General features: G+C 46.4%; 21 protein-coding genes and 2 other annotated features. All 21 genes read right to left on the bottom strand.

Annotation, left to right across the window (positions count from 1 at the left end; translation table 11 throughout):
* Positions 1–113: 113 nt before the first annotated feature.
* Complete coding sequence (locus tag QNH36_RS00675) at positions 114–716, bottom strand: class I SAM-dependent methyltransferase (RefSeq protein ID WP_144481268.1); 603 nt, start codon at positions 714–716, stop codon at positions 114–116.
* A gap of 316 nt (positions 717–1,032) precedes the next feature.
* On the bottom strand, positions 1,033–1,398 hold the full coding sequence (gene rplL / locus QNH36_RS00670; RefSeq protein ID WP_144481269.1) for a 50S ribosomal protein L7/L12: 366 nt from the start codon (positions 1,396–1,398) through the stop codon (positions 1,033–1,035).
* Positions 1,399–1,455: 57 nt separating this feature from the next.
* On the bottom strand, positions 1,456–1,956 hold the full coding sequence (gene rplJ, locus QNH36_RS00665; RefSeq protein ID WP_144481270.1) for a 50S ribosomal protein L10: 501 nt from the start codon (positions 1,954–1,956) through the stop codon (positions 1,456–1,458).
* A gap of 32 nt (positions 1,957–1,988) precedes the next feature.
* Positions 1,989–2,125 (bottom strand) — a sequence feature (ribosomal protein L10 leader region).
* A gap of 50 nt (positions 2,126–2,175) precedes the next feature.
* Complete coding sequence (rplA, locus tag QNH36_RS00660; RefSeq protein ID WP_125482148.1) at positions 2,176–2,868, bottom strand: 50S ribosomal protein L1; 693 nt, start codon at positions 2,866–2,868, stop codon at positions 2,176–2,178.
* A 227-nt stretch (positions 2,869–3,095) separates the two neighbouring features.
* Positions 3,096–3,521 carry a 50S ribosomal protein L11 gene (gene rplK / locus QNH36_RS00655; protein WP_144481271.1) on the bottom strand — a complete coding sequence of 142 codons (426 nt, stop codon included), beginning with the start codon at positions 3,519–3,521 and terminating at the stop codon, positions 3,096–3,098.
* A gap of 173 nt (positions 3,522–3,694) precedes the next feature.
* Complete coding sequence (gene nusG, locus QNH36_RS00650) at positions 3,695–4,228, bottom strand: transcription termination/antitermination protein NusG (RefSeq protein WP_144481272.1); 534 nt, start codon at positions 4,226–4,228, stop codon at positions 3,695–3,697.
* Between the two features lie 276 nt (positions 4,229–4,504).
* Positions 4,505–4,687 (bottom strand): preprotein translocase subunit SecE, encoded by a 183-nt coding sequence (secE, locus tag QNH36_RS00645; RefSeq protein ID WP_144481273.1) that lies wholly within the window; start codon positions 4,685–4,687, stop codon positions 4,505–4,507.
* Between the two features lie 51 nt (positions 4,688–4,738).
* Complete coding sequence (rpmG, locus tag QNH36_RS00640) at positions 4,739–4,888, bottom strand: 50S ribosomal protein L33 (RefSeq protein ID WP_079504286.1); 150 nt, start codon at positions 4,886–4,888, stop codon at positions 4,739–4,741.
* A gap of 146 nt (positions 4,889–5,034) precedes the next feature.
* Complete coding sequence (gene sigH / locus QNH36_RS00635) at positions 5,035–5,685, bottom strand: RNA polymerase sporulation sigma factor SigH (RefSeq protein ID WP_079504287.1); 651 nt, start codon at positions 5,683–5,685, stop codon at positions 5,035–5,037.
* A 68-nt stretch (positions 5,686–5,753) separates the two neighbouring features.
* The gene (locus QNH36_RS00630) at positions 5,754–6,263 is read right to left on the bottom strand and encodes an NYN domain-containing protein (protein WP_144481274.1); all 510 of its coding nucleotides are present in this window, start codon (positions 6,261–6,263) and stop codon (positions 5,754–5,756) included.
* 2 nt (positions 6,264–6,265) lie between these two features.
* The gene (gene rlmB / locus QNH36_RS00625) at positions 6,266–7,051 is read right to left on the bottom strand and encodes a 23S rRNA (guanosine(2251)-2'-O)-methyltransferase RlmB (RefSeq protein ID WP_144481289.1); all 786 of its coding nucleotides are present in this window, start codon (positions 7,049–7,051) and stop codon (positions 6,266–6,268) included.
* A 199-nt stretch (positions 7,052–7,250) separates the two neighbouring features.
* The gene (locus tag QNH36_RS00620) at positions 7,251–7,655 is read right to left on the bottom strand and encodes a Mini-ribonuclease 3 (RefSeq protein WP_144481290.1); all 405 of its coding nucleotides are present in this window, start codon (positions 7,653–7,655) and stop codon (positions 7,251–7,253) included.
* Between the two features lie 3 nt (positions 7,656–7,658).
* Positions 7,659–9,056 (bottom strand): cysteine--tRNA ligase, encoded by a 1,398-nt coding sequence (gene cysS, locus QNH36_RS00615; protein WP_283904459.1) that lies wholly within the window; start codon positions 9,054–9,056, stop codon positions 7,659–7,661.
* Positions 9,037–9,732, bottom strand: coding sequence for a serine O-acetyltransferase (cysE, locus tag QNH36_RS00610; RefSeq protein WP_144481276.1), 696 nt, complete (start codon positions 9,730–9,732; stop codon positions 9,037–9,039). The genes cysS and cysE overlap by 20 nt, the downstream gene beginning before the upstream one ends.
* Before the next feature lie 480 nt (positions 9,733–10,212).
* Positions 10,213–10,452: a binding site (T-box leader), on the bottom strand.
* A gap of 68 nt (positions 10,453–10,520) precedes the next feature.
* Positions 10,521–11,978 (bottom strand): glutamate--tRNA ligase, encoded by a 1,458-nt coding sequence (gltX, locus tag QNH36_RS00605; protein ID WP_283904458.1) that lies wholly within the window; start codon positions 11,976–11,978, stop codon positions 10,521–10,523.
* Positions 11,979–12,051: 73 nt separating this feature from the next.
* Positions 12,052–12,534 (bottom strand): 2-C-methyl-D-erythritol 2,4-cyclodiphosphate synthase, encoded by a 483-nt coding sequence (gene ispF, locus QNH36_RS00600; protein WP_144481278.1) that lies wholly within the window; start codon positions 12,532–12,534, stop codon positions 12,052–12,054.
* Positions 12,535–12,577: 43 nt separating this feature from the next.
* Entirely contained in the window at positions 12,578–13,273 is a 696-nt protein-coding gene (gene ispD / locus QNH36_RS00595; protein ID WP_144481279.1) for a 2-C-methyl-D-erythritol 4-phosphate cytidylyltransferase, read from the bottom strand.
* Between the two features lie 443 nt (positions 13,274–13,716).
* Positions 13,717–14,808: a PIN/TRAM domain-containing protein gene (locus QNH36_RS00590; protein WP_144481281.1), complete on the bottom strand. Its 1,092-nt coding sequence runs from the start codon at positions 14,806–14,808 to the stop codon at positions 13,717–13,719.
* Between the two features lie 280 nt (positions 14,809–15,088).
* Complete coding sequence (gene disA / locus QNH36_RS00585; RefSeq protein ID WP_144481282.1) at positions 15,089–16,162, bottom strand: DNA integrity scanning diadenylate cyclase DisA; 1,074 nt, start codon at positions 16,160–16,162, stop codon at positions 15,089–15,091.
* Positions 16,163–16,166: 4 nt separating this feature from the next.
* Positions 16,167–17,546: a DNA repair protein RadA gene (gene radA, locus QNH36_RS00580; protein WP_144481283.1), complete on the bottom strand. Its 1,380-nt coding sequence runs from the start codon at positions 17,544–17,546 to the stop codon at positions 16,167–16,169.
* Between the two features lie 231 nt (positions 17,547–17,777).
* A complete protein-coding gene (gene clpC / locus QNH36_RS00575; RefSeq protein WP_144481284.1) occupies positions 17,778–20,216 on the bottom strand; it encodes an ATP-dependent protease ATP-binding subunit ClpC in 2,439 nt (812 codons plus the stop codon).
* Positions 20,217–20,218: the final 2 nt, after the last annotated feature.

The following is a 20,218-nucleotide window of genomic DNA, read 5'->3' as shown; positions in this document are numbered from 1 at the left end:
TTTGTTAGTTTTCCCTTTATGCCCAAAATTATACAACTTTCGATGAAAATAGCAATTGAAAAGAAAACTAATATATTGGCATTTTATAATATTAACATAGCGGTTTTCTCACGTCAACATTTAACAGATTTGAGAATAAAGTATCCTTTACTTTTCGCCTCAACCTCTACATCGCCAAAAAGTTCTTTCATTTTTTCCATCGCTGATGGAGCACCCTGTTTTTTTTGGATGACCACCCAGAGCTCTCCGCCTTCAGCTAAACGCTGAAAACTTTGTTCGAATATATCGTGAACGATTTTTTTGCCGGCTCGGATCGGCGGGTTGGTGAGGATTGCATCGAATCCGTCTTCTTCCACTCCATTCAGCCGGTCACTTTCATAGATTTTCACATTGTCCACTTTATTTTCGGACGCGTTTTCTTTCGCAAGCATAATCGCTCTTTCATTGACATCCACCATGTGGACCATCGCTTCTGGATAGGCCCTGGCAATTGAAAGTCCGATCGGTCCATAGCCGCAGCCTACATCGAGAACCATCCCATCAGCTTTCTTTAGTTCGAAGGTATCGATCAATAATCTCGAACCAAAATCGACTTCCTTTTTTGAAAAAACGCCGCTGTCCGTCTTGAAACGGAAGGTGTTTCCCTTCAATTCGCTTTGCCATTTCACAGGATTGCTTTCAGTGCTGGGTTTGCGGGAGTAATAATGTTCAGTCAAAATCTCTCACCTCCACGGGGACTCATTTGAAGAATGCGATCGCGGATTGCATTGCTACTGCGGTATTATAAACTCTTTGTGATTAAAAAGCAAAAAATCGAAAAGCGGAAGCGCCTTGGTCAGACCCGACAAGCGCTGGAGGGCCGATCAGTGAAGTCGTTTTTTGACTTCATTGATCGGACCGAAGCGTCTCGAGGGGCTAGGCGCTGAAGCTAGACACTTCTCGGAGTTAAGGTCATTTAACTTGATTCAACTACAAAGATATAAAGCGAAAAAAAAGCCCGCTTTAGCAGCGAGCTTTTTATTGTAAGGTTGATTACTTAACTTCGACGTTAGCTCCAACTTCTTCAAGCTTAGCTTTGATTTCTTCAGCTTCTTCTTTAGAAACGCCTTCTTTAAGAGCTTTAGGAGCGTTGTCAACAACTTCCTTCGCTTCTTTAAGACCAAGACCTGTGATTTCACGAACAACTTTGATAACCTTGATCTTCTGGTCGCCAGCAGATGCAAGAACTACGTCAAACTCAGTTTTTTCTTCAGCAGCGCCGCCAGCAGCAGCTCCACCCATCATTGCTACTGGTGCAGCAGCAGTTACGCCGAATTCTTCTTCGATTGCTTTTACTAGATCGTTAAGTTCTAAAACAGTCATATTTTTAACTGCTTCAATGATTTGTTCTTGAGTCATGATTTGTTTCCTCCTAATAGGTTAGTTTTTTATTGTTAAACGGTAATTATTTTTAGCTTACGCGCCTTGCTCTTCTTTCTGTTCTGCAACAGCTTTTGCAGCAAGAGCAAGATTGCGGATTGGAGCTTGAAGTACGCTGAGTAGCATAGAAAGTAGACCTTCGCGAGATGGCAGATCTGCAAGTGCCTTGATTTCTTCTACTGTAACGATGTTGCCTTCAACTACGCCCGCCTTGATTTCAAGGGCTTCATGCTTCTTAGCGAATTCGTTAAGAATCTTAGCTGGTGCAACGACATCTTCAGTACTGAACGCGATTGCGTTAGGGCCTGTTAAAGATGCGTTTAAGTCAGCAAGTTCAGCAGCTTCTGCAGCACGGCGTGTCATAGAGTTTTTGTAAACCTTGAATTCAACACCAGCTTCGCGAAGCTCTTTACGAAGTTCAGTTACTTCAGCAACTGAAAGTCCACGGTAATCAACGACGATAGTTGATTTACTTTCTTTAAGTTTGCCAGCAATCTCGTCAACGATTTGCTTTTTCACTTCGATAATTGCGCTCATCCTTACACCTCCTGTAGATTTCTGCATTTATACCGATCAAATAAAAACCTCCGCATCAAGGCAGACGCGGAGGAAGTATACAATAGCAAGTATGTTGCTCTATCGTATGACCTCGGCAGGATATTAAGCATTAAGCCCCTGCTGTCTGCGGTACAAATGTAATTCTATTTTCACAACAAGAAGAATTATATACAATCCTTCGTTGATTGTCAAATACTATTATTTTACAGTTGAAGGATCAACTTTAACGCCAGGTCCCATTGTAGTAGAGATCGTAACGTTCTTCATGTATGTTCCTTTAGCTGCAGCTGGCTTGACCTTCATCATTGTTTCGAAGATTGTGTTGAAGTTTTCAACAAGCTTGTTGTCTTCGAAAGAAACTTTTCCGATAGGTACGTGGATGTTACCAGACTTGTCAACGCGGTATTCTACTTTACCAGCCTTGATTTCGTTAACTGCTTTTGTTACATCAAAAGTAACTGTGCCAGTCTTAGGGTTTGGCATCAAACCTTTAGGTCCCAATACGCGACCAAGCTTACCAACTTCACCCATCATGTCAGGCGTAGCAACGATTACGTCAAAGTCGAACCAGCCTTGCTGGATCTTGTTGATGTATTCTGCATCGCCAACATAGTCTGCACCAGCAGCTTCTGCTTCTTTTAATTTTTCGCCTTTAGCGAATACAAGAACGCGTTGAGTTTTACCAGTTCCGTTTGGAAGCACAACCGCTCCACGGATTTGCTGGTCAGCTTTCTTAGGGTCTACACCCAGACGGAAAGCAGCTTCAACAGTAGCGTCAAATTTAACTGTGCTTGTCTTTTTAGCAAGCTCAATTGCTTCAGCAGCTGTATATGCTTGAGAGCGATCTACAAGCTTAGCAGCTTCAAGATACTTTTTACCTTTTTTAGCCATTTTTAGTTCCTCCTGTATTGTGGTTTTAACGGAATAACCTCCCACTTTGAAAAGCGGAGACGCAATGGCACATAGGCCATACGTCGGAGCTAGACAACGAAAGCGGTGGCACCTTGACGGCACCAGAGCTTGAAAAGCGAAGGCGCCATAAAGGCGCCGTTTCAGACAAAAGGTTGCGGGTGAAATCTAATTCAGCTCCGCAACCCATTCATCCTCTGCAGCAGAAATTAGTCTTCGATATTGATTCCCATGCTGCGTGCAGTACCTTCAACCATGCGCATTGCTGCTTCAACGCTAGCTGCGTTCAGGTCAGGCATTTTCTGTTCAGCAATCTCACGTACTTTATCACGCTTGACTGTTGCTACTTTATTACGGTTTGGTTCACCAGAACCAGACTGGATTCCAGCTGCTACCTTCAAAAGAACTGCAGCAGGAGGAGTTTTCGTAATAAATGTAAATGAACGGTCTTCAAAAACCGTGATTTCAACCGGAATGATCAATCCAGCTTGATCAGCTGTACGAGCGTTAAATTCCTTACAGAATCCCATGATGTTAACACCGGCTTGACCTAGTGCAGGTCCAACTGGTGGTGCCGGATTGGCTTTGCCAGCAGGGATTTGCAATTTAACCATTTTAATTACTTTTTTAGCCACGAGACACACCTCCTTAAAGTCCGTGATGTGGTAATAGGGGATTTTCCCCTCCCACTCATAATAAAAAGTCTTTATATAAAATAAAGAACTTGACATATATCTGTCAATCGTCCAAGACATACTGACCTATGAAATATTAACACTTTTTAAAGTTGATTTCAAGTTATTTCAGATTATAATTTTTCAATCTGGGAAAATTCAAGCTCAACCGGAGTATCGCGCCCGAACATATTGACAAGAACTTTAAGCTTCGCTTTATCCTTATCGATCTCTTCGATTGTACCCGTGAAGTTCGCAAACGGCCCTTCGCTGACTTGTACTGTCTCGCCAAGTTCGAAGTTGACATCTACCTTCTTCTCTTCAACGCCCATGCGCTTAAGGATGAAAGTTACTTCTTCAGGCAGCAGCGGTGTAGGTTTTGATCCAGCACCTGCAGAGCCGACGAAGCCCGTTACGCCTGGCGTATTGCGGACAACATACCAGGAATCATCTGTCATGACCAACTCTACTAAAACATAGCCAGGGAAAGTCTTTCTCTTCACAACTTTCTTTTTGCCATTTTTGAAATCTGTTTCTTCTTCTTCAGGAACGATCACACGGAAGATCTTATCTTGCATGCCCATTGTTTCAACACGCTTTTCAAGATTCGTCTTGACCTTGTTCTCGTAGCCCGAGTAAGTATGCACTACATACCAATTCTTTTCCATTATCGAGGACTAAATCGTCCGTCCCTCCCCATTTCCAAATGCACTAGAAAAGCGTAAGTGCCTTGGTCAGCCCCGACAAGCGCTGGAGGGCCAGGCAGTGAAGTCGTTCTTTGACTTCATTGACTGGACCGAAGCGACCTCGAGGGGCTAGGCACTGGAGCTATACAACATCTAATGTAATGGTGAATTTTTTTCAAGCAAATAAAAAACCCGTTATCCGGGCTTTTAAACTTGTCCTGCGTTTATATTTTCCATTATACCATGAGTGTGCAGTGGTTATTCAAGAATTAAGCGAATCAATTCAGAAATACCAAGGTCTAACACTGCGAAGAACAGAGCAGCAAAAGCAACTGTAGACAGAACTGTAATCGTGTAGCGAGTCAGTTCCTTGCGTCTAGGCCAGCTGACCTTTCTCATTTCACGTCCAACTTCACTGAAAAACTTAGTGATGCGCTGCATTTTGTAACCTCCAACTTATCGGAATTCCATATGATGATCTATCTGAAAACCTTATTTCGTTTCCTTATGAACTGTATGGGCACCACAGTTGCTGCAGTACTTTTTCAGCTCCAGCCGTTCCGTTTGCGTTTGCTTGTTGCTCGTAGTGGAATAATTGCGGGACCCGCATTCCTGACAAGCAAGAGTCACTTTGTTGTTCATTGACATCTACACCCGCTTCAATAGGCGGAATTCTATGAAACCGCCATCTATTATATCTTTAAAAAGATAACACGGCTGATAGATTGTGTCAATAAGAGCTTTTGGGAGTAAAAGTCAGTTTTATGGCTATTTTTCGTCAATTTCGCCTATACTGACAGCTCTCTCAGTTCAAGATACCTTTCAAGCTTCCGCTTCACACGCTGAAGCGCGTTGTCGATGGATTTGACATGGCGATTCAGCTCTTCGGAAATTTCCTGATAGGATTGTCCGTCCAAATACAATGCGAGCACTTTTCGTTCAAGGTCACTCAGCAGCTCTGACATTTTCACTTCAATCTGGTCAAACTCTTCCTGATTGATAAATAACTCTTCGGGGTCCATCACTTTGGCTCCGGATAAAACATCCATCAGTGTCCTGTCCGATTCTTCATCATAAATCGGCTTGTCCAGGGAAACATAGGAGTTAAGCGGGATGTGTTTTTGCCTTGTGGCCGTCTTGATGGCCGTAATGATCTGACGGGTAATGCATAGTTCTGCAAATGCTTTGAATGATGTTAGCTTGTCCTCCCGGAAATCACGGATTGCTTTATATAGCCCGATCATTCCTTCCTGCACGATGTCCTCTTTATCTGCTCCAATCAGGAAATATGAACGTGCTTTCGCCCGAACAAAGTTCCTGTATTTGTGAATCAGAAAATCAAGTGCATCACTTTCTCCTCTGTGAACTGCTTCAACAATTTCTTCATCTTCCAGCAATAAATAAGCGTCATTTAAACGATTCCCGATGTCAGCACTCATTTCGATCCCCCCGCCCGCACATACAGTTAGAAATATTATACAGCAGGCTTTTTTAAGGCGTCAACAGGTCATTGCTCTCCTCTGCGCCATTTTTCAAAAATTTCTGCCACTTCTTTTGTAAGCGGAATCTTTGCACTTGGCTTCTTTTCCTGGATCACTTTCACGCTTTTTTCTATTTTTTTACTGATTAAATTTGTTTCATTAAGCAGCTCCCTTGCTGATTTCCGTAAGGCTCCCTGTCCAAAAATCGCCCATTGCTCGGTATAGTCTGAGGTGGCTACATGAATTTGCGTTTGGCGGTTGCTTAGTTCGATTGCCAGCCTTTCAATCCTTTCATCTGCCGTTTCATTTTCTTTTGTAAAAATTACATCCACTTTATAATTTTTATATTTCTTTTGTGTGCCTGATACAAAATAAGCGTCGAAAACAATGATGACGCGATAGCCGGTATAAGCCTGGTACTCAGCCATGATTTCCACCAGCCTGTCCCTGGCCGCTGAGAGTTCTTTCTTCTTGAGGCTGACCAGTTCCGGCCATGCGCCGATAATATTGTAGCCGTCAACAAGCAGGATATCCATTCCTATTCCCCTAGAGGTTGACGTTTGCGGTAAACTTCATACATCAAAAGCGCTGCGGCCACTGATGCATTCAAGGAAGTCACATGTCCAGCCATCGGCAGGCTCAATAGGAAATCACATTTATCCCGGATCAGCCTTCCCATGCCTTTTCCTTCGCTGCCAATTACCAGACCCAAAGGTAATGTGCCATCCATTTGGCGATAATCCTGTTTCGCCGATGCATCGGTTCCGGCAATCCAGACACCGCGTTCCTTCAGTTCATCGATTGTCTGTGCCATATTCGTGACCCTCGCAACCGGGATATATTCGATTGCACCCGTAGATAGTTTTGCTACTGTAGACGTCAGTCCCACAGCTCTCCGCTTAGGAATGATAATTCCATGCGCTCCTGAAGCATCAGCTGTCCTCATGATTGATCCAAGATTGTGAGGGTCCTCAATTTCATCAAGGAGCAAAAAGAAAGGAGCCTCATTTTTCTTTTCCGCTGCCGCGAACAGATCATCTATCTCCGCATATTCGTAGGCTGCTACCTGGGCGATGACACCCTGGTGATTGCCATCAGCAAGCTGGTCGATCTTCTTTTTCGGGACGAATTGAACCATGACATTGGCTTCCCTTGCCATTCCGATGACCTGTTGCATTTGTCCGCTCTGGGAGCCTTCCGCAATCAGGATCTTGTTGATGTCACGATCTGATTTCAGTGCTTCGATGACTGGATTTTTGCCAATGATATAATCCTGGTTTTCGTTTTGCTCCCGCTCATGTTCAGGTTTTTGCCTTTGCTTCATGTCACGGCCAACTGCGGGTTTCTGGACACGCTTTGTATCATGGTCCTGGTTCCTGGCTTGTTTTCTCTTTGGTTTGTCTTCCGGTTTCTGCGCCAGGTTCCGCGCAGGTTTCCGGTTTTTATCGTCATCCTGCTTCTGCCTGGTGTTCCGGTTCTGTTTTTGCTTTTGTCTCTGGCTCATCTGGAACCCTTCCTCCTATCTATTCTTCAGCGAGTGCAAATACTTTGGCAATCAGTTCTTCTATCCGTCTTTCATTCCCTGCCAGATGCAAAGAGCCGATCAAGGCCTCAAAGGCTGTACTGTAACGATATGTTTGGACATCGGTGTTTTTCGGGACTGAGCCTGATTTCGCATTGCGGCCCCGTCTGACAATGGCCATCTCATGTTCTGACAGCTCTTCCATTTCCATCAATTTATGGAGGTACTTCGCCTGTGATTTTGCTGAAACATAAGCGGTCGCTTCCTTGTGCAGCTGGTTCGGCCGCACCTTCCCGCTGTGCAGCAGGTGATGCCGGACATACAGTTCGTACACCGCATCACCCATATAAGCAAGCGCAAGGCTGTTCAATTGTTTTTCATCCACTCGTTTTTCGTAATGCAGCATCATTTAGCCTCTTTTCCATCTGATGCCCTGAGGAGTGTCCTCAATGATGATGTTCATTTCCTTCAGCTGGTCACGGATTTCATCTGCCAGCTGGAAGTTCCTTTCCTTCCGTGCCTGGGTCCTTTTTTCGATCAGTGCCTCGATTTCTTCATCCAACAGCTCTTCATCCTTCAGTGACAGACCGAGAACGCCGAATAAAGCTTCGAATTCATTGATGAATGACTGGATCACTACTGCAGAAGTATTCTTCTCCATCAGGTACAGATTGGACAGCTTCGATAGGTCGAACAATACGGACACACCATTTGCTGTATTGAAATCATCGTCCATTTCCTTGATGAACTGACTGCGGAGCGCAGCGATTTTATCGAGCCATTCCTGATTGTTATCGGTCAATTCAGCACTTGCATCCATGCGGTGTTTCAGGTTCTGATAGGAAGTCTTCAGGCGCTCGAAGGCAGCCTTCGTATTTTCAAGCAGCTCCTCGCTGTAGTTGATTGGATTGCGATAATGCACGGACAGCATGAAGAACCTTAACACCTGCGGATCATGCTGCTTGATGATGTCATGCACGGTGACAAAATTGCCAAGTGATTTGGACATCTTCTCATTATCGATATTGATATAACCATTATGCATCCAGTAGCGGGCAAACGTCTTTCCTGTCAACGCCTCTGACTGGGCGATTTCATTTTCATGGTGAGGGAATGCAAGGTCCTGGCCTCCTGCGTGGATATCGATTGTATCCCCAAGATATTCACGTGCCATTGCCGAGCACTCGATATGCCATCCCGGACGGCCTTTGCCCCAAGGACTGTCCCAGGAAATCTCGCCTTCCTTTGCTGTTTTCCAAAGAACAAAATCAAGTGCGTCTTTCTTCTTCTCTCCGACCTGGATCCTTGCTCCAACCTTCAGCTCTTCGATCGATTGATGGGAAAGCTTACCGTATCCTTCGAATTCCCTCGTGCGGTAATAGACATCCCCGCCGGACTCATAGGCAAAGCCTTTTTCAATCAAGGCACCGATGAATTCGATGATCAAATCCATTGTCTCGGTCACCCTTGGATGTGCATCGGCCTTTTTGCAGCCAAGTGCGTGGACATCCTCGAAATAGGCATTGATGAAGCGCTGAGCGATGGTCGGTACATCTTCGCCGAGTTCGTTCGCGGCTTTGATGAGTTTATCATCGACATCTGTAAAATTAGAAATATATCTGACCTCGTAGCCGCGGAATTCAAGGTAGCGGCGCACCGTGTCGAAAACAATAGCCGGACGGGCATTTCCGATGTGGATATAGTTATAGACGGTAGGTCCGCAGACATACATCTTCACTTTTCCCTCTTCCAGTGGGATAAACTCTTCTTTATTGCGGGTAAGTGTATTATAAATTTTGATTCCCATTTCCCATGCCCCTTCCTTGTTTCACAACTTCAATCTCTTCTTGTAATTTCACTAGTTCAAGTTCTTTTCTTAGTTTAACCAGTTCCTTTTCGATCTCCTGGCAGCGGTCAGAAACAGGGTCCGGCAAATCGCGATGATTGAAGTCCTTTTTGACCCTGACGCCATCCTGGATGACGATTTTTCCCGGAATGCCGACCACAGTAGAGTTCGGCGGCACATCCTTCAGGACAACCGACCCTGCCCCGACTTTAGAATTCTCCCCAATCGTGATCGAACCTAAAACCTTCGCGCCAGTCGCAATCAACGCATTGTCCATCACCGTTGGATGGCGCTTGCCTTTTTCCTTGCCGGTCCCTCCGAGGGTAACCCCCTGGAACACCGTCACATTATCACCGATTTCACAAGTTTCGCCGATGACGACGCCCATCCCGTGATCGATGAAAAACCTTCTGCCAATCTTTGCTCCCGGATGGATTTCAACCCCCGTAAAAAAGCGGCTGATCTGCGAGATGGCCCTTGCGATAAAATAAAACTTGCGCTTATAGAAAGCATGTGCCAAACGATGAGACCAGATCGCATGCAATCCAGCATATGTCAAAATCACTTCCAGCGCGCTTCTCGCAGAAGGATCTTGTTCAAACACAACTTCTATATCTTCCTTCATCATTTTAAACATGTTGAAACCCTCCTTCTTTTAAAAACTGATAGGGAATTTGCTCATTTGTGAGCACCTTTAGAGCGGAGATTTGGTTATAACCCAATTGTTTTGGATGTATGTGACCGAAATCTTGATCCTCTGGCTTTTTCGGGCACATATCAATGTTTTATATGCCCCGTTTCCACCCCTTGCCCTGAGACCGGGTACATATCCGTGTTTTATGTGCCCCGTTTCCACCCTTTGCCCTGAGACCGGGCATATATCCATGTTTTATGTGCCCCGTTTTCATCCCTTTGCCTGAAACCGGGAACATATCCGTGTTTTATGTGCCCCGTTTTCATCCCTTTGCCTGAGATCGGGTACATATCGGTGCTTTATGTGCCCCGTTTCCACCCCTTGCCCTGAGACCGGGCACATATCCGTGATTATCTGACCGGTAAGTGGCCACTCAGACTATTCCCGGAGTACACCATATAAAAAAGCGCCCCTGTCGTAAACGACAGAGACGCTTTGTATGCGCGGTTCCACTCTGTTTAGGCCGCCTTCAAATCCTGGCATGGCCTCAACTTCCGCCTGTTAACGGGAGGTCCCGCCCAATACTACTATGGCTATGTTTGCCTTTTCGCACAGGGACTCTGAGGCGCATTTCAAAAAATGAGGGGCCTGAACCACTTTCAGCCGGTGATGGTTCTCTCTAATAAGCGTCATTCTTCTACTTTTCCTCTTCAACACTTTGGTTTTATAGAATTACTCTTACTATATTACATTTTTGAAATTCTGTTAACTAAAAGAGCTTAAAAAAGTTATTAGCCCAAAAGTTTCTGGACTCTTTCCTTGACCTTGTCTTTCCCGATCAATTCCATCGCAAGCATCAGGTCCGGTCCATGTGTCTGGCCTGTCGCAGCCGCACGAATCGGCATGAAAAGCTTCTGGCCTTTATGGCCGGTACCTTTTTGGACCGCCTTCACCGCTGCCTTGATTCCATCCGCCTTGAATTCTTCAAGCTGCTCGATTTCTCCAAGGAATGCTTTCAGCACTTCAGGAACCTGTTCGCCTGCAAGAACTTCTTTTGCTTCTTCATCATAGTTTACCTCATCGCGGAAAAATAAATCCGACATCTCGACGATTTCCGCTCCGAAGCTCATTTTATCATGATACAGGGAGATGAGGTTGCGTACCCATGCTTCCTCTTCTGCACTACGATTCTCGCTGACCTTTCCAGCTTTGACGAGGTGCGGCAGTGCAAGCTCGAAAACCCTGTCAAGATCTGCTTTTTTCATATATTGATTGTTCATCCAGGCAAGCTTCTGCTGGTCAAAGAGAGCCGGAGATTTTGAAAGTCTGGCAGGGTCGAAAATCTCGATGAACTCATCCTTTGAATAAATCTCTTCTTCACCTGATGGAGACCATCCAAGCAGGGTAATGAAGTTGAACAGTGCCTCAGGCAAATAGCCAAGCTCCTCGTACTGCTCGATGAACTGGATAATGGACTCGTCACGCTTGCTCAGCTTTTTGCGGCTTTCGTTGACAATCAGCGTCATATGGCCAAACACAGGCGGCTCCCAGCCAAGCGCTTCATAAATCACAAGCTGCTTCGGTGTATTGGAGATATGGTCATCCCCGCGAAGAACGTGGGAAATCTTCATTAAATGATCATCCATGACAACCGCATAGTTGTAAGTAGGCGTGCCATCCTTCTTGACGATGACAAAGTCACCCATTCCGTCTGATTCAAAGCTCACGTCGCCTTTTACCATATCATCGAACTTCAGGATCTGGCCTGCAGGCACTTTGAAGCGAAGACTTGGCTGGAGTCCTTCCTGTTCAAACTGCTCGCGCTGTTCTGGCGTCAGGTTGCGGCAGCGCCCTGAATAATGTGGAGTCTCATTGCGTGCAGCCTGCTCCTCGCGCTCAGCCTCTAGCTCTTCCTCGGTGCAATAGCACTTGTAGGCATGACCTTTATCAAGAAGCTCCTGATTATATTGCTCATATATGTGGTTACGCTCTGACTGGCGGTATGGTCCATATTCGCCGCCAACATCGACGCTCTCGTCCCAGTCGATTCCAAGCCACTGAAGATACTTCAATTGGCTCTGCTCTCCGCCTTCGATATTGCGTTTTTTATCTGTATCTTCAATACGGATAATGAACTTTCCGCCTCTGTTGCGTGCGAATAGATAATTGAATAATGCTGTACGGGCATTCCCGATATGTAAATGTCCAGTCGGACTCGGTGCGTAACGCACCCGGATATCTGCTGACATAGTGAATCCTCCTCTAATATAGCTGTCCATTATTGTATCACTATCAATATATAAAGCGGAAGTAGCACCGAATTTATTTCTCTGTCTGCTTCAGCAATACGGTTGCCTGGGAAGCAATCCCTTCACCTCGGCCCGGGAATCCAAGCTTTTCTGTTGTCGTCGCCTTGACGTTCACCTGATCCGGTTCCCCCTCAAGCAATCCCGCGATCCTCTCGCGCATCGCTTCAATATGCGGGGCCATCTTTGGCTGCTGGGCGATGATCGTGCAGTCGATGTTGACGAGTTCATAGCCTTTTCCCTTCACAATCTTCCATACATGCTCAAGCAATTTTGCCGAATCGGCGTCCTTGAATTCTGGGTCCGTATCCGGGAAATGCCGGCCGATATCTCCTTCGCCAATTGCCCCCAGGCATGCATCTGCTACCGTATGTAAAAGTACGTCAGCATCCGAGTGGCCAAGCAGCCCTTTTTCATATGGAATCGTGATTCCGCCGATGATCAGCGGGCGTCCTTCCGTCAGTTGATGCACATCAAAACCTTGTCCAATTCGAAACATAGTGAATTACTCCTTTAAAAGTGCTGTTTTTTCCATTCTATTTTCAAACACCGGATTCATTCCGTTTGCGCAGAATGGCCTCGGCAAAATATAAATCTTCTGGTGTTGTCAGCTTTATATTATCATAGTCTCCTTCTATGATGCTCACTGGATGGGGGATACGTTCAACCAGGCTTGATTCATCTGTCCCGATGAACTGTTCCCTCGCTGCCTTGTTATGCGCTTCGAGCAAAACAGAGACGCGAAAAGCCTGGGGAGTCTGGACGGACCACAGACTGGAGCGTTCGACTGTTTCAGAAACCTGATTGTTGGCCGCTTTCTTGATTGTATCTTTTACAGGAACAGCTACGATTGCCCCGCCATCCTTGCTTGCCGCATCCACGAGCTTGTGGATGGTCTCAATTTTGATGAATGGGCGTGCGGCATCATGCACAAGCACGATCCCATCCAGGGAACTTACGGCCATCAGCCCGTTGTATACACTGTCCTGCCTTTCCTTTCCGCCGGTGACAAGTGAAGATACCTTATGTATACCATACTCATTCAATAAAGATTTAAACTCTTGCTCATCATCGGGATGAATTGCAAGAATGATGCCCGTGCATTCGGGATCAGCTTCGAACACCTTTAGCGTGTGGATGAGGATTGGGGTTGCTTTGAGCGTCAGCAGCAGCTTATTTTTCCCTGCTCCCATCCTCTTGCCCTGACCTGCAGCAGGAATAATGACCTGATAAGGCATAAAGAAAACTCCTATCTATTTTGAAAAGCGCAAGCGCCATGGTCAGCCCCGACAAGCGCTGCCCTCCTAAAAACGCCACGTCCTGTGGCTGGCGGGTCTAGCACATCGTGTGCCACGGAGGGCCGCCCGATGAAGTCGTTCTTTGACTTCATCGGGCGGACTGAAACCGAAATGTGCAGCCGACTGCCCAGAAACACAGAAACTGGAGACTCCGTCAAAGAAGCGCTTTTTGCTTCTGTTGGCGGAGTTGAAGTTTCGGAGTTTCTAGGAGGCGCAACTAGACATGCGACTCGAGGGGCTAGGCGCTGGAGCTAGACATTTTTCAATTTTTCGAAGTGAAATACATATAAAGGGGCAGCCGAAGCCCTGCTTCATGCCTTCAAGGAACCGGTGAAGGAAGCGGGGATCAACTGCCCATAAAGGCTTTTTTCGTCATGTAAAAATCAACTGATTACGCTTTTTTCCACGAGTTTGGGTTTCGCGAAAATCATTCTTCCTGCAGATGTCTGCAGCACACTTGTCACGAGCACATCAATGCGTTTTCCAATATAATCGCGGCCTTCTTCGACAACGATCATGGTGCCATCATCAAGATAGGCGATGCCCTGGTTATGCTCTTTTCCATCCTTGATGACCTGAATGTTCAGCTCTTCTCCAGGAAGGACGACTGGTTTGACCGCATTGGCAAGATCGTTGATATTCAATACGGCCACCTTTTGCAATTCACAGACTTTGTTCAGGTTGAAATCATTCGTGACGACAACGCCATTTGTCAGCTTGGCCAGTTTCACCAGCTTGCTGTCGACTTCCTGGATATCATCAAAATCACCTTCATAAATTTCAACATTGATCTTAAGTTCCTTTTGAATGCGATTAAGGATGTCCAATCCGCGTCGGCCGCGATTGCGCTTCAACACATCGGATGAATCTGCGATATGCTGCAATTCTTCGAGGACAAATTGCGGGATTACAATTGTTCCTTCAAGGAATCCAGTCTGGCAGATGTCAGCAACCCTTCCGTCAATAATCACGCTGGTATCGAGAATTTTCCATTCTCTTGGACGTTCTTCTTTTTCCGTCTCTTCTTCAGCACCCTTTTTCTTCGACCTTGAAAATAAACCAAGCAGCTCATCACGTTTTTTGAAGCCGACCTGGAATCCCAGGTAACCAAATAAAAGTGTCAAAAGTGTCGGGGCAACAGTATTCACGACTGGCACCTGGATGGCATTCAATGCAAAACCAACCAAAAACGCCACGAGCAAACCAAAGAAAAGCCCGACACTGCCGAATAGGACATCCGTGATTGGTGCCTTGATCAGCGATTCTTCAGCCCACTTCACAAAATTGGTCACAGGATCGACGGCCCAAAAAGTAAGAAGATAAAAAATAAGTGCGCCCAAAACAGCAGTAACATAAGGATTATTGATGAGAGTCATATCTCCCGCGTTCATCAATGATAATAAATCAGGAATTAAGAATATACCAAGCGTTCCCCCAATGATCAGGAAGCAGGCTTGAATGATACGTCTTAACATCCTTTCACCTCCTTTTACTCATTATAAACAACTTCTAAAATTTGAAACCCTGCATATTGAAAACATTTTCGTTTTCAATCCATTTAATATACCCAAAGATTTATACGTTTCAACCTATGAAAAAGTTACGTTATTTGGCCAACATTTTTAATAGAAGCCGTTGTTAAAATATTCCTCTGAACAAAATAGTTAGCCAATATCCCTATAGGAGTAATCTCTTCTTTAAATTAGCACCGGCAAATGCGAGTGTCAATTAATAGGAAACCGCCAATGTGGTGCATTACATTTGGCGGTCTGCCATCAGCTGGTCCCTGATCAGTTTGAACCCTTCTTTGATTTTCCGCGCCCTTACTTCACCGATTCCCTCGACATCGTCCAGTTCTTCGACTGATGCGGAGATCATATTGGTAAATTTCCCAAATCGATTGACCAGATTTTCGGTGATGATCATCGGCAGCCGCGGAATTTTATTGAGCATCCGATATCCCCTTGGACAGATGAATTCGTCCATGTGCACATATCCCTGGTATCCGAGCAGTTTCAGGATGGTAGAATCCTCTATGACTCCCGACTTCGACAAGTCCTGGAACCTGGCCATCACATCCTCGGCCTTCATATCGTTTTCTGCAGAGTAATCCTTGATCACAAGCAGTGCCTCTCGTTCCATCTCAGATAACAGCTCCTGCATTTGCAGGCGAATCAGCCGCCCCTCCATGCCAAGCTCACTTAAGTATGTAAACAGCTCTGTCTTGATCCTCAGCACCATTTCGAAACGGTGGATGACCTGCAGCAAATCATTATAGGTGACAAGATTCTCGAATTCTAGGATTCCCAGATTGGTAATGCTCTGCTCGAGAACCACTTTGTATTTTTCGAGTGTCTGGATCGCCTGGTTGGCCTTTGTTAAAATGACGCCAATATCCTTCAGGGCATAACGAAGGTTTCCCTGGTAAAGGGTGATGACATTCCTCCGCTGGGAAATCGCAATGACCAGAGCCTTTGTCTGTCTAGCCACGCGTTCCGCTGTCCTGTGGCGCATCCCGGTTTCAGTTGACGGGACACCTGTATCGGGGGCAAGCTGGGCGTTGGCGAACAATATTTTACTGCCTGTATCATTAAGAATGATGGCGCCATCCATTTTCGCCAGTTCATAGAGAAAGCTCGGACTGAACCTGCAGTTAATCTCAAACCCGCCGTCCACGAGGTTTTTCACCTTCTCATTGTAGCCAAAAACAATCAGCCCGCCAGTATTGGCACGGAGAACATTATCGATTCCGTCCCTCAGCGGCGTACCGGGAGCGATAAACCGGAGGATTTCACCCAGCGCTTTTTCTTCAAGCTCCTTTTGTTCCAATCCATCAACCTCCTAAGGTGACTTTAAGTGCATGGCTGACAGATGATACACCAATCAACTCGACTCCCTGTGGAGGAGTCCATCCGCCAAGATTATTTTCTGGTAAAATAATTCTTTCGAAGCCCAGCTTGGCTGCTTCCTGAACACGCTGCTCGATTCTTGATACCCTTCGGACTTCCCCCGTGAGGCCAACCTCACCGATGATGCAATCAGAAGCACGAGTTGGCTTATCCCTGAAACTCGATGCGATGCTCACCGCTACAGCAAGGTCGATTGCCGGTTCATCCAGCTTCACCCCGCCGGCCACCTTCAAATACGCATCCTGATTGGCCAGAAGCAAACCGACGCGCTTTTCCAGCACCGCCATCAAAAGCGACACCCGATTATGGTCAATCCCGGTAGCCATCCTCCGAGGATTTCCAAAACTCGTCGGTGAAATCAGCGCCTGGATTTCAACCAGGACCGGCCGAGTTCCTTCCATCGAAGCGACAACCGTCGAACCGGAAGCACCCTGTGACCTTTCTTCCAAAAAGATCTCCGAAGGGTTCGCCACTTCCTCAAGGCCTGCTTCTTTCATCTCGAAAATGCCCATCTCATTCGTCGAGCCAAAACGGTTTTTCACCGCCCTGAGAATCCTGTATGTATGGTGCCTTTCTCCCTCAAAATAAAGAACGGTATCCACCATATGCTCAAGCAGCCTTGGACCGGCAATCGAACCTTCCTTCGTCACATGTCCGACGATGAAGATGGCGATGCCTTTTGTCTTCGCGATGCGCATCAGTTCCGCCGTACATTCCCTTACCTGCGACACGCTTCCCGGCGCAGAGGTAACTTCCGGATGGAAAATCGTCTGGATGGAATCGACGATGACAAAATCCGGATTGCTGTTTTCGATTGTCAGGCTGATTTCCTGCAGATTCGTTTCTGAATAGACAAAGAGATTGTCAGATGTGACTCCAAGCCTGTCAGCGCGCAGCTTCGTCTGCCTCATGGATTCCTCACCTGAAATATAAAGGACAGAATGAGCCTTTTTCGCCAGTTGATAGGATACCTGGAGCAAGAGTGTCGATTTTCCGATACCCGGATCTCCGCCGATCAAGACAAGTGATCCCCTGACAACGCCTCCGCCAAGCACGCGGTTCAATTCGTTGAGGTCCGTCTTAACCCTCGGTTCACTGACTGTTTCAATTGTAGTGATTGGTGTCGCCTTTGCCGCAATAGTGGTATTTCCTGTGTTTGCAAAAGCCCCCCTTCTTGTCGATCCAGTGCTTTCCACTTCCTCGACCATCTTATTCCATTGTCCGCAGCCCGGACATTTCCCCATCCATTTCGGAGATTCATAGCCGCATTCCTGGCACATGAATTTCGTTTTTCTTTTAGCCATTTTCTTAGCCTCTCAGTATAAATGTAGTTATCTATATAATAATGCTTAACAAGCAATAAAAGAAATGATAGCGGTTGGAGGATATATGTAATTTTCCAATGTTCTTTTCAGCAAGGCCAAAGCACATATCCTGTTGTTCATTTTTTTGCTGCTAATCAAACAGCCATATTGAAAAAAGGGGTACACGCATTTAAGTACGTATACCCCTTGAGTTTCACATGTTAAGCAATATTAGGACTTTGCGGATCCTTCCGGAGTCTTGACGACGAACTTCCCTTCTTCGACATCAATGACGACATTTTGCCCGGTAAGGACTGTTCCTTTCAGCAATTCTTCCGACAGCTGGTCTTCGATATGCTTCTGGATTGCCCTGCGCAATGGACGGGCTCCGTATTCCGGATCATAACCTTCTTCAGAAATCTTGTCTTTCGCCGCATCTGTGAGTTCAAGAGTGATTTCCTGTTCCCTCAAACGCTTCACAAGCTGATCGGACATCAGTGTCACGATTTCTTTCAGATGGGGTTTTTCAAGAGCATGGAACACGATAATTTCATCGATACGGTTCAGGAATTCCGGACGGAAGGCTTTTTTCAGCTCCTCCATGACTTTGCCCTTCATATCCTTGTAATCCTGTTCCCCATCCTGGATATTGAAACCGACATATTTATTGCGCTTCAATGCTTCAGCACCGACATTGGATGTCAGGATCATGATCGTATTGCGGAAATCGACTGTGCGTCCTTTAGAATCTGTCAAGCGTCCATCCTCAAGGACCTGCAGCAGAATATTGAACACATCTGGATGTGCTTTTTCAATTTCATCAAGCAGGATGACGGAATATGGCTTCCTGCGGACCTTTTCAGTCAGCTGGCCGCCTTCATCATATCCTACATAGCCTGGAGGCGAACCGACCAGACGAGATGTTGAATGCTTCTCCATATACTCGGACATATCGACGCGGATCATCGCATCCTCATCGCCAAACATGGACTCGGCAAGCGCCCTCGCCAATTCCGTTTTACCAACACCTGTCGGCCCAAGGAAGATGAATGAACCAATCGGGCGCTTAGGATCCTTCAAGCCTGCACGTGCACGTCTAACAGCCTTTGATACAGCCTTGACTGCCTCATCCTGTCCAATCACGCGTGAGTGTAGGATTTCCTCAAGATTCAACAGCTTATCTGTTTCAGTTTGTGCCAGCTTCGAAACAGGGATATTCGTCCAGCTGGAGACAACATTCGCGATGTCTTCCACTGTAACCTCACTGTTTTCCTTGCCTTGCTTTTCTTTCCAAGTCTTCTTCGTATTCTCAAGCTGCTCGCGCAGGCGTTGTTCTGTATCCCGTAAGGATGCCGCTTTTTCAAACTCCTGGCTTTGGACTGAAGCATCCTTTTCCTTGCGCACTTCCTCAAGCTTCACTTCAAGCTCCTTGAGGTTTGGAGGAGTTGTATAAGAGCGAAGACGGACCTTTGAACCTGCTTCATCAATCAGGTCAATCGCTTTATCCGGAAGGAAACGGTCTGAAATATAACGGTCAGACAGTTTTACCGCCGCTTCGATTGCCTCGTCTGTGATCGATACTCTATGGTGAGCTTCATAGCGGTCACGAAGCCCTTTTAAAATCTGGACAGATTCCTCTGCAGTTGGCTCATCCACTGTGATTGGCTGGAAGCGCCGTTCCAGCGCAGCATCTTTTTCAATATATTTACGGTATTCATCCAATGTCGTCGCCCCGATACATTGCAGCTCACCGCGGGCAAGTGATGGCTTCAGGATATTGGATGCATCGATCGCACCCTCTGCTCCGCCGGCACCGATCAACGTGTGAAGCTCATCGATGAAAAGGATGATATTCCCGGCCTGGCGGATTTCATCCATGACCTTTTTCAGACGGTCCTCAAATTCACCGCGGTATTTAGTGCCCGCAACAACTGTACCCATATCAAGAGTCATAACACGCTTGTCACGAAGGATTTCAGGCACTTCATTATTGACGATTTGCTGTGCCAGGCCTTCAGCGATCGCCGTTTTACCGACACCCGGCTCCCCGATCAGTACAGGGTTGTTCTTTGTCCGGCGGCTCAGCACTTCAATGACACGCTGGATTTCCTTGCTTCGGCCGATGACCGGATCAAGGCTGCCTTCCCTTGCGATGGCTGTCAAATCCCTTGCCAGACTATCAAGAGTCGGAGTATTGGCATTTGCCGTACCGCCTCCCTGATGGCCGGACGTTTCATTGCTGCCAAGCAGCTGAAGGACCTGCTGGCGCGCTTTATTCAGACTGACACCAAGATTGTTCAACACCCTGGCTGCAACGCCCTCTCCCTCACGAATCAAGCCAAGAAGGATGTGCTCTGTGCCTACATAGGAATGACCAAGCTTTCTCGCTTCATCCATGGAAAGTTCAATCACCTTCTTGGCTCTAGGAGTATAGTGGATTGTCTGGGATGTTTCCTGGCCGCGGCCAATCAGATTTTCCACTTCCTTCTGGATCTTCTCTGCGCCAAGGCCGAGACCATAAAGCGCCTTAGCTGCTATGCCCTCACCTTCACGCACAAGGCCAAGTAAGATGTGTTCTGTACCGATATTGTTATGTCCAAGGCGGATTGCCTCTTCCTGTGCGAGTGCCAATACTTTTTGTGCTCTCTCTGTAAATCGTCCAAACATCATAA

It is taken from the genome of Mesobacillus sp. AQ2 (assembly GCF_030122805.1).
GTDB lineage: Bacteria > Bacillota > Bacilli > Bacillales > Cytobacillaceae > Mesobacillus > Mesobacillus oceanisediminis_A.
Note: the sequence above shows the minus strand (reverse complement) of the source record. Positions and strands in the feature narration are given on the sequence as shown.

Excerpts from the sequence above, each read along its gene's own strand:
- nusG (WP_144481272.1), bottom strand. The coding sequence starts at position 4,228 with ATGGAAAAGAATTGGTATGTAGTGCATACTTACTCGGGCTACGAGAAC.
- gltX (WP_283904458.1), bottom strand. The coding sequence starts at position 11,978 with ATGTCAGCAGATATCCGGGTGCGTTACGCACCGAGTCCGACTGGACAT.
- rlmB (WP_144481289.1), bottom strand. The coding sequence starts at position 7,051 with ATGAAGCAAAGGCAAAAACCTGAACATGAGCGGGAGCAAAACGAAAAC.
- rpmG (WP_079504286.1), bottom strand. The coding sequence starts at position 4,888 with ATGAACAACAAAGTGACTCTTGCTTGTCAGGAATGCGGGTCCCGCAAT.
- rplJ (WP_144481270.1), bottom strand. The coding sequence starts at position 1,956 with ATGAGCGCAATTATCGAAGTGAAAAAGCAAATCGTTGACGAGATTGCT.
- cysE (WP_144481276.1), bottom strand. The coding sequence starts at position 9,732 with ATGTTTAAAATGATGAAGGAAGATATAGAAGTTGTGTTTGAACAAGAT.
- ispF (WP_144481278.1), bottom strand. The coding sequence starts at position 12,534 with ATGTTTCGAATTGGACAAGGTTTTGATGTGCATCAACTGACGGAAGGA.
- clpC (WP_144481284.1), bottom strand. The coding sequence starts at position 20,216 with ATGATGTTTGGACGATTTACAGAGAGAGCACAAAAAGTATTGGCACTC.
- sigH (WP_079504287.1), bottom strand. The coding sequence starts at position 5,685 with ATGAGTGCTGACATCGGGAATCGTTTAAATGACGCTTATTTATTGCTG.
- radA (WP_144481283.1), bottom strand. The coding sequence starts at position 17,546 with ATGGCTAAAAGAAAAACGAAATTCATGTGCCAGGAATGCGGCTATGAA.
- ispD (WP_144481279.1), bottom strand. The coding sequence starts at position 13,273 with ATGCCTTATCAGGTCATTATTCCTGCTGCAGGTCAGGGCAAGAGGATG.
- secE (WP_144481273.1), bottom strand. The coding sequence starts at position 4,687 with ATGCAGCGCATCACTAAGTTTTTCAGTGAAGTTGGACGTGAAATGAGA.
- QNH36_RS00630 (WP_144481274.1), bottom strand. The coding sequence starts at position 6,263 with ATGGATATCCTGCTTGTTGACGGCTACAATATTATCGGCGCATGGCCG.
- QNH36_RS00590 (WP_144481281.1), bottom strand. The coding sequence starts at position 14,808 with ATGTTAAGACGTATCATTCAAGCCTGCTTCCTGATCATTGGGGGAACG.
- cysS (WP_283904459.1), bottom strand. The coding sequence starts at position 9,056 with ATGGGAATCAAAATTTATAATACACTTACCCGCAATAAAGAAGAGTTT.
- rplL (WP_144481269.1), bottom strand. The coding sequence starts at position 1,398 with ATGACTCAAGAACAAATCATTGAAGCAGTTAAAAATATGACTGTTTTA.
- rplA (WP_125482148.1), bottom strand. The coding sequence starts at position 2,868 with ATGGCTAAAAAAGGTAAAAAGTATCTTGAAGCTGCTAAGCTTGTAGAT.
- QNH36_RS00620 (WP_144481290.1), bottom strand. The coding sequence starts at position 7,655 with ATGCTGCATTACGAAAAACGAGTGGATGAAAAACAATTGAACAGCCTT.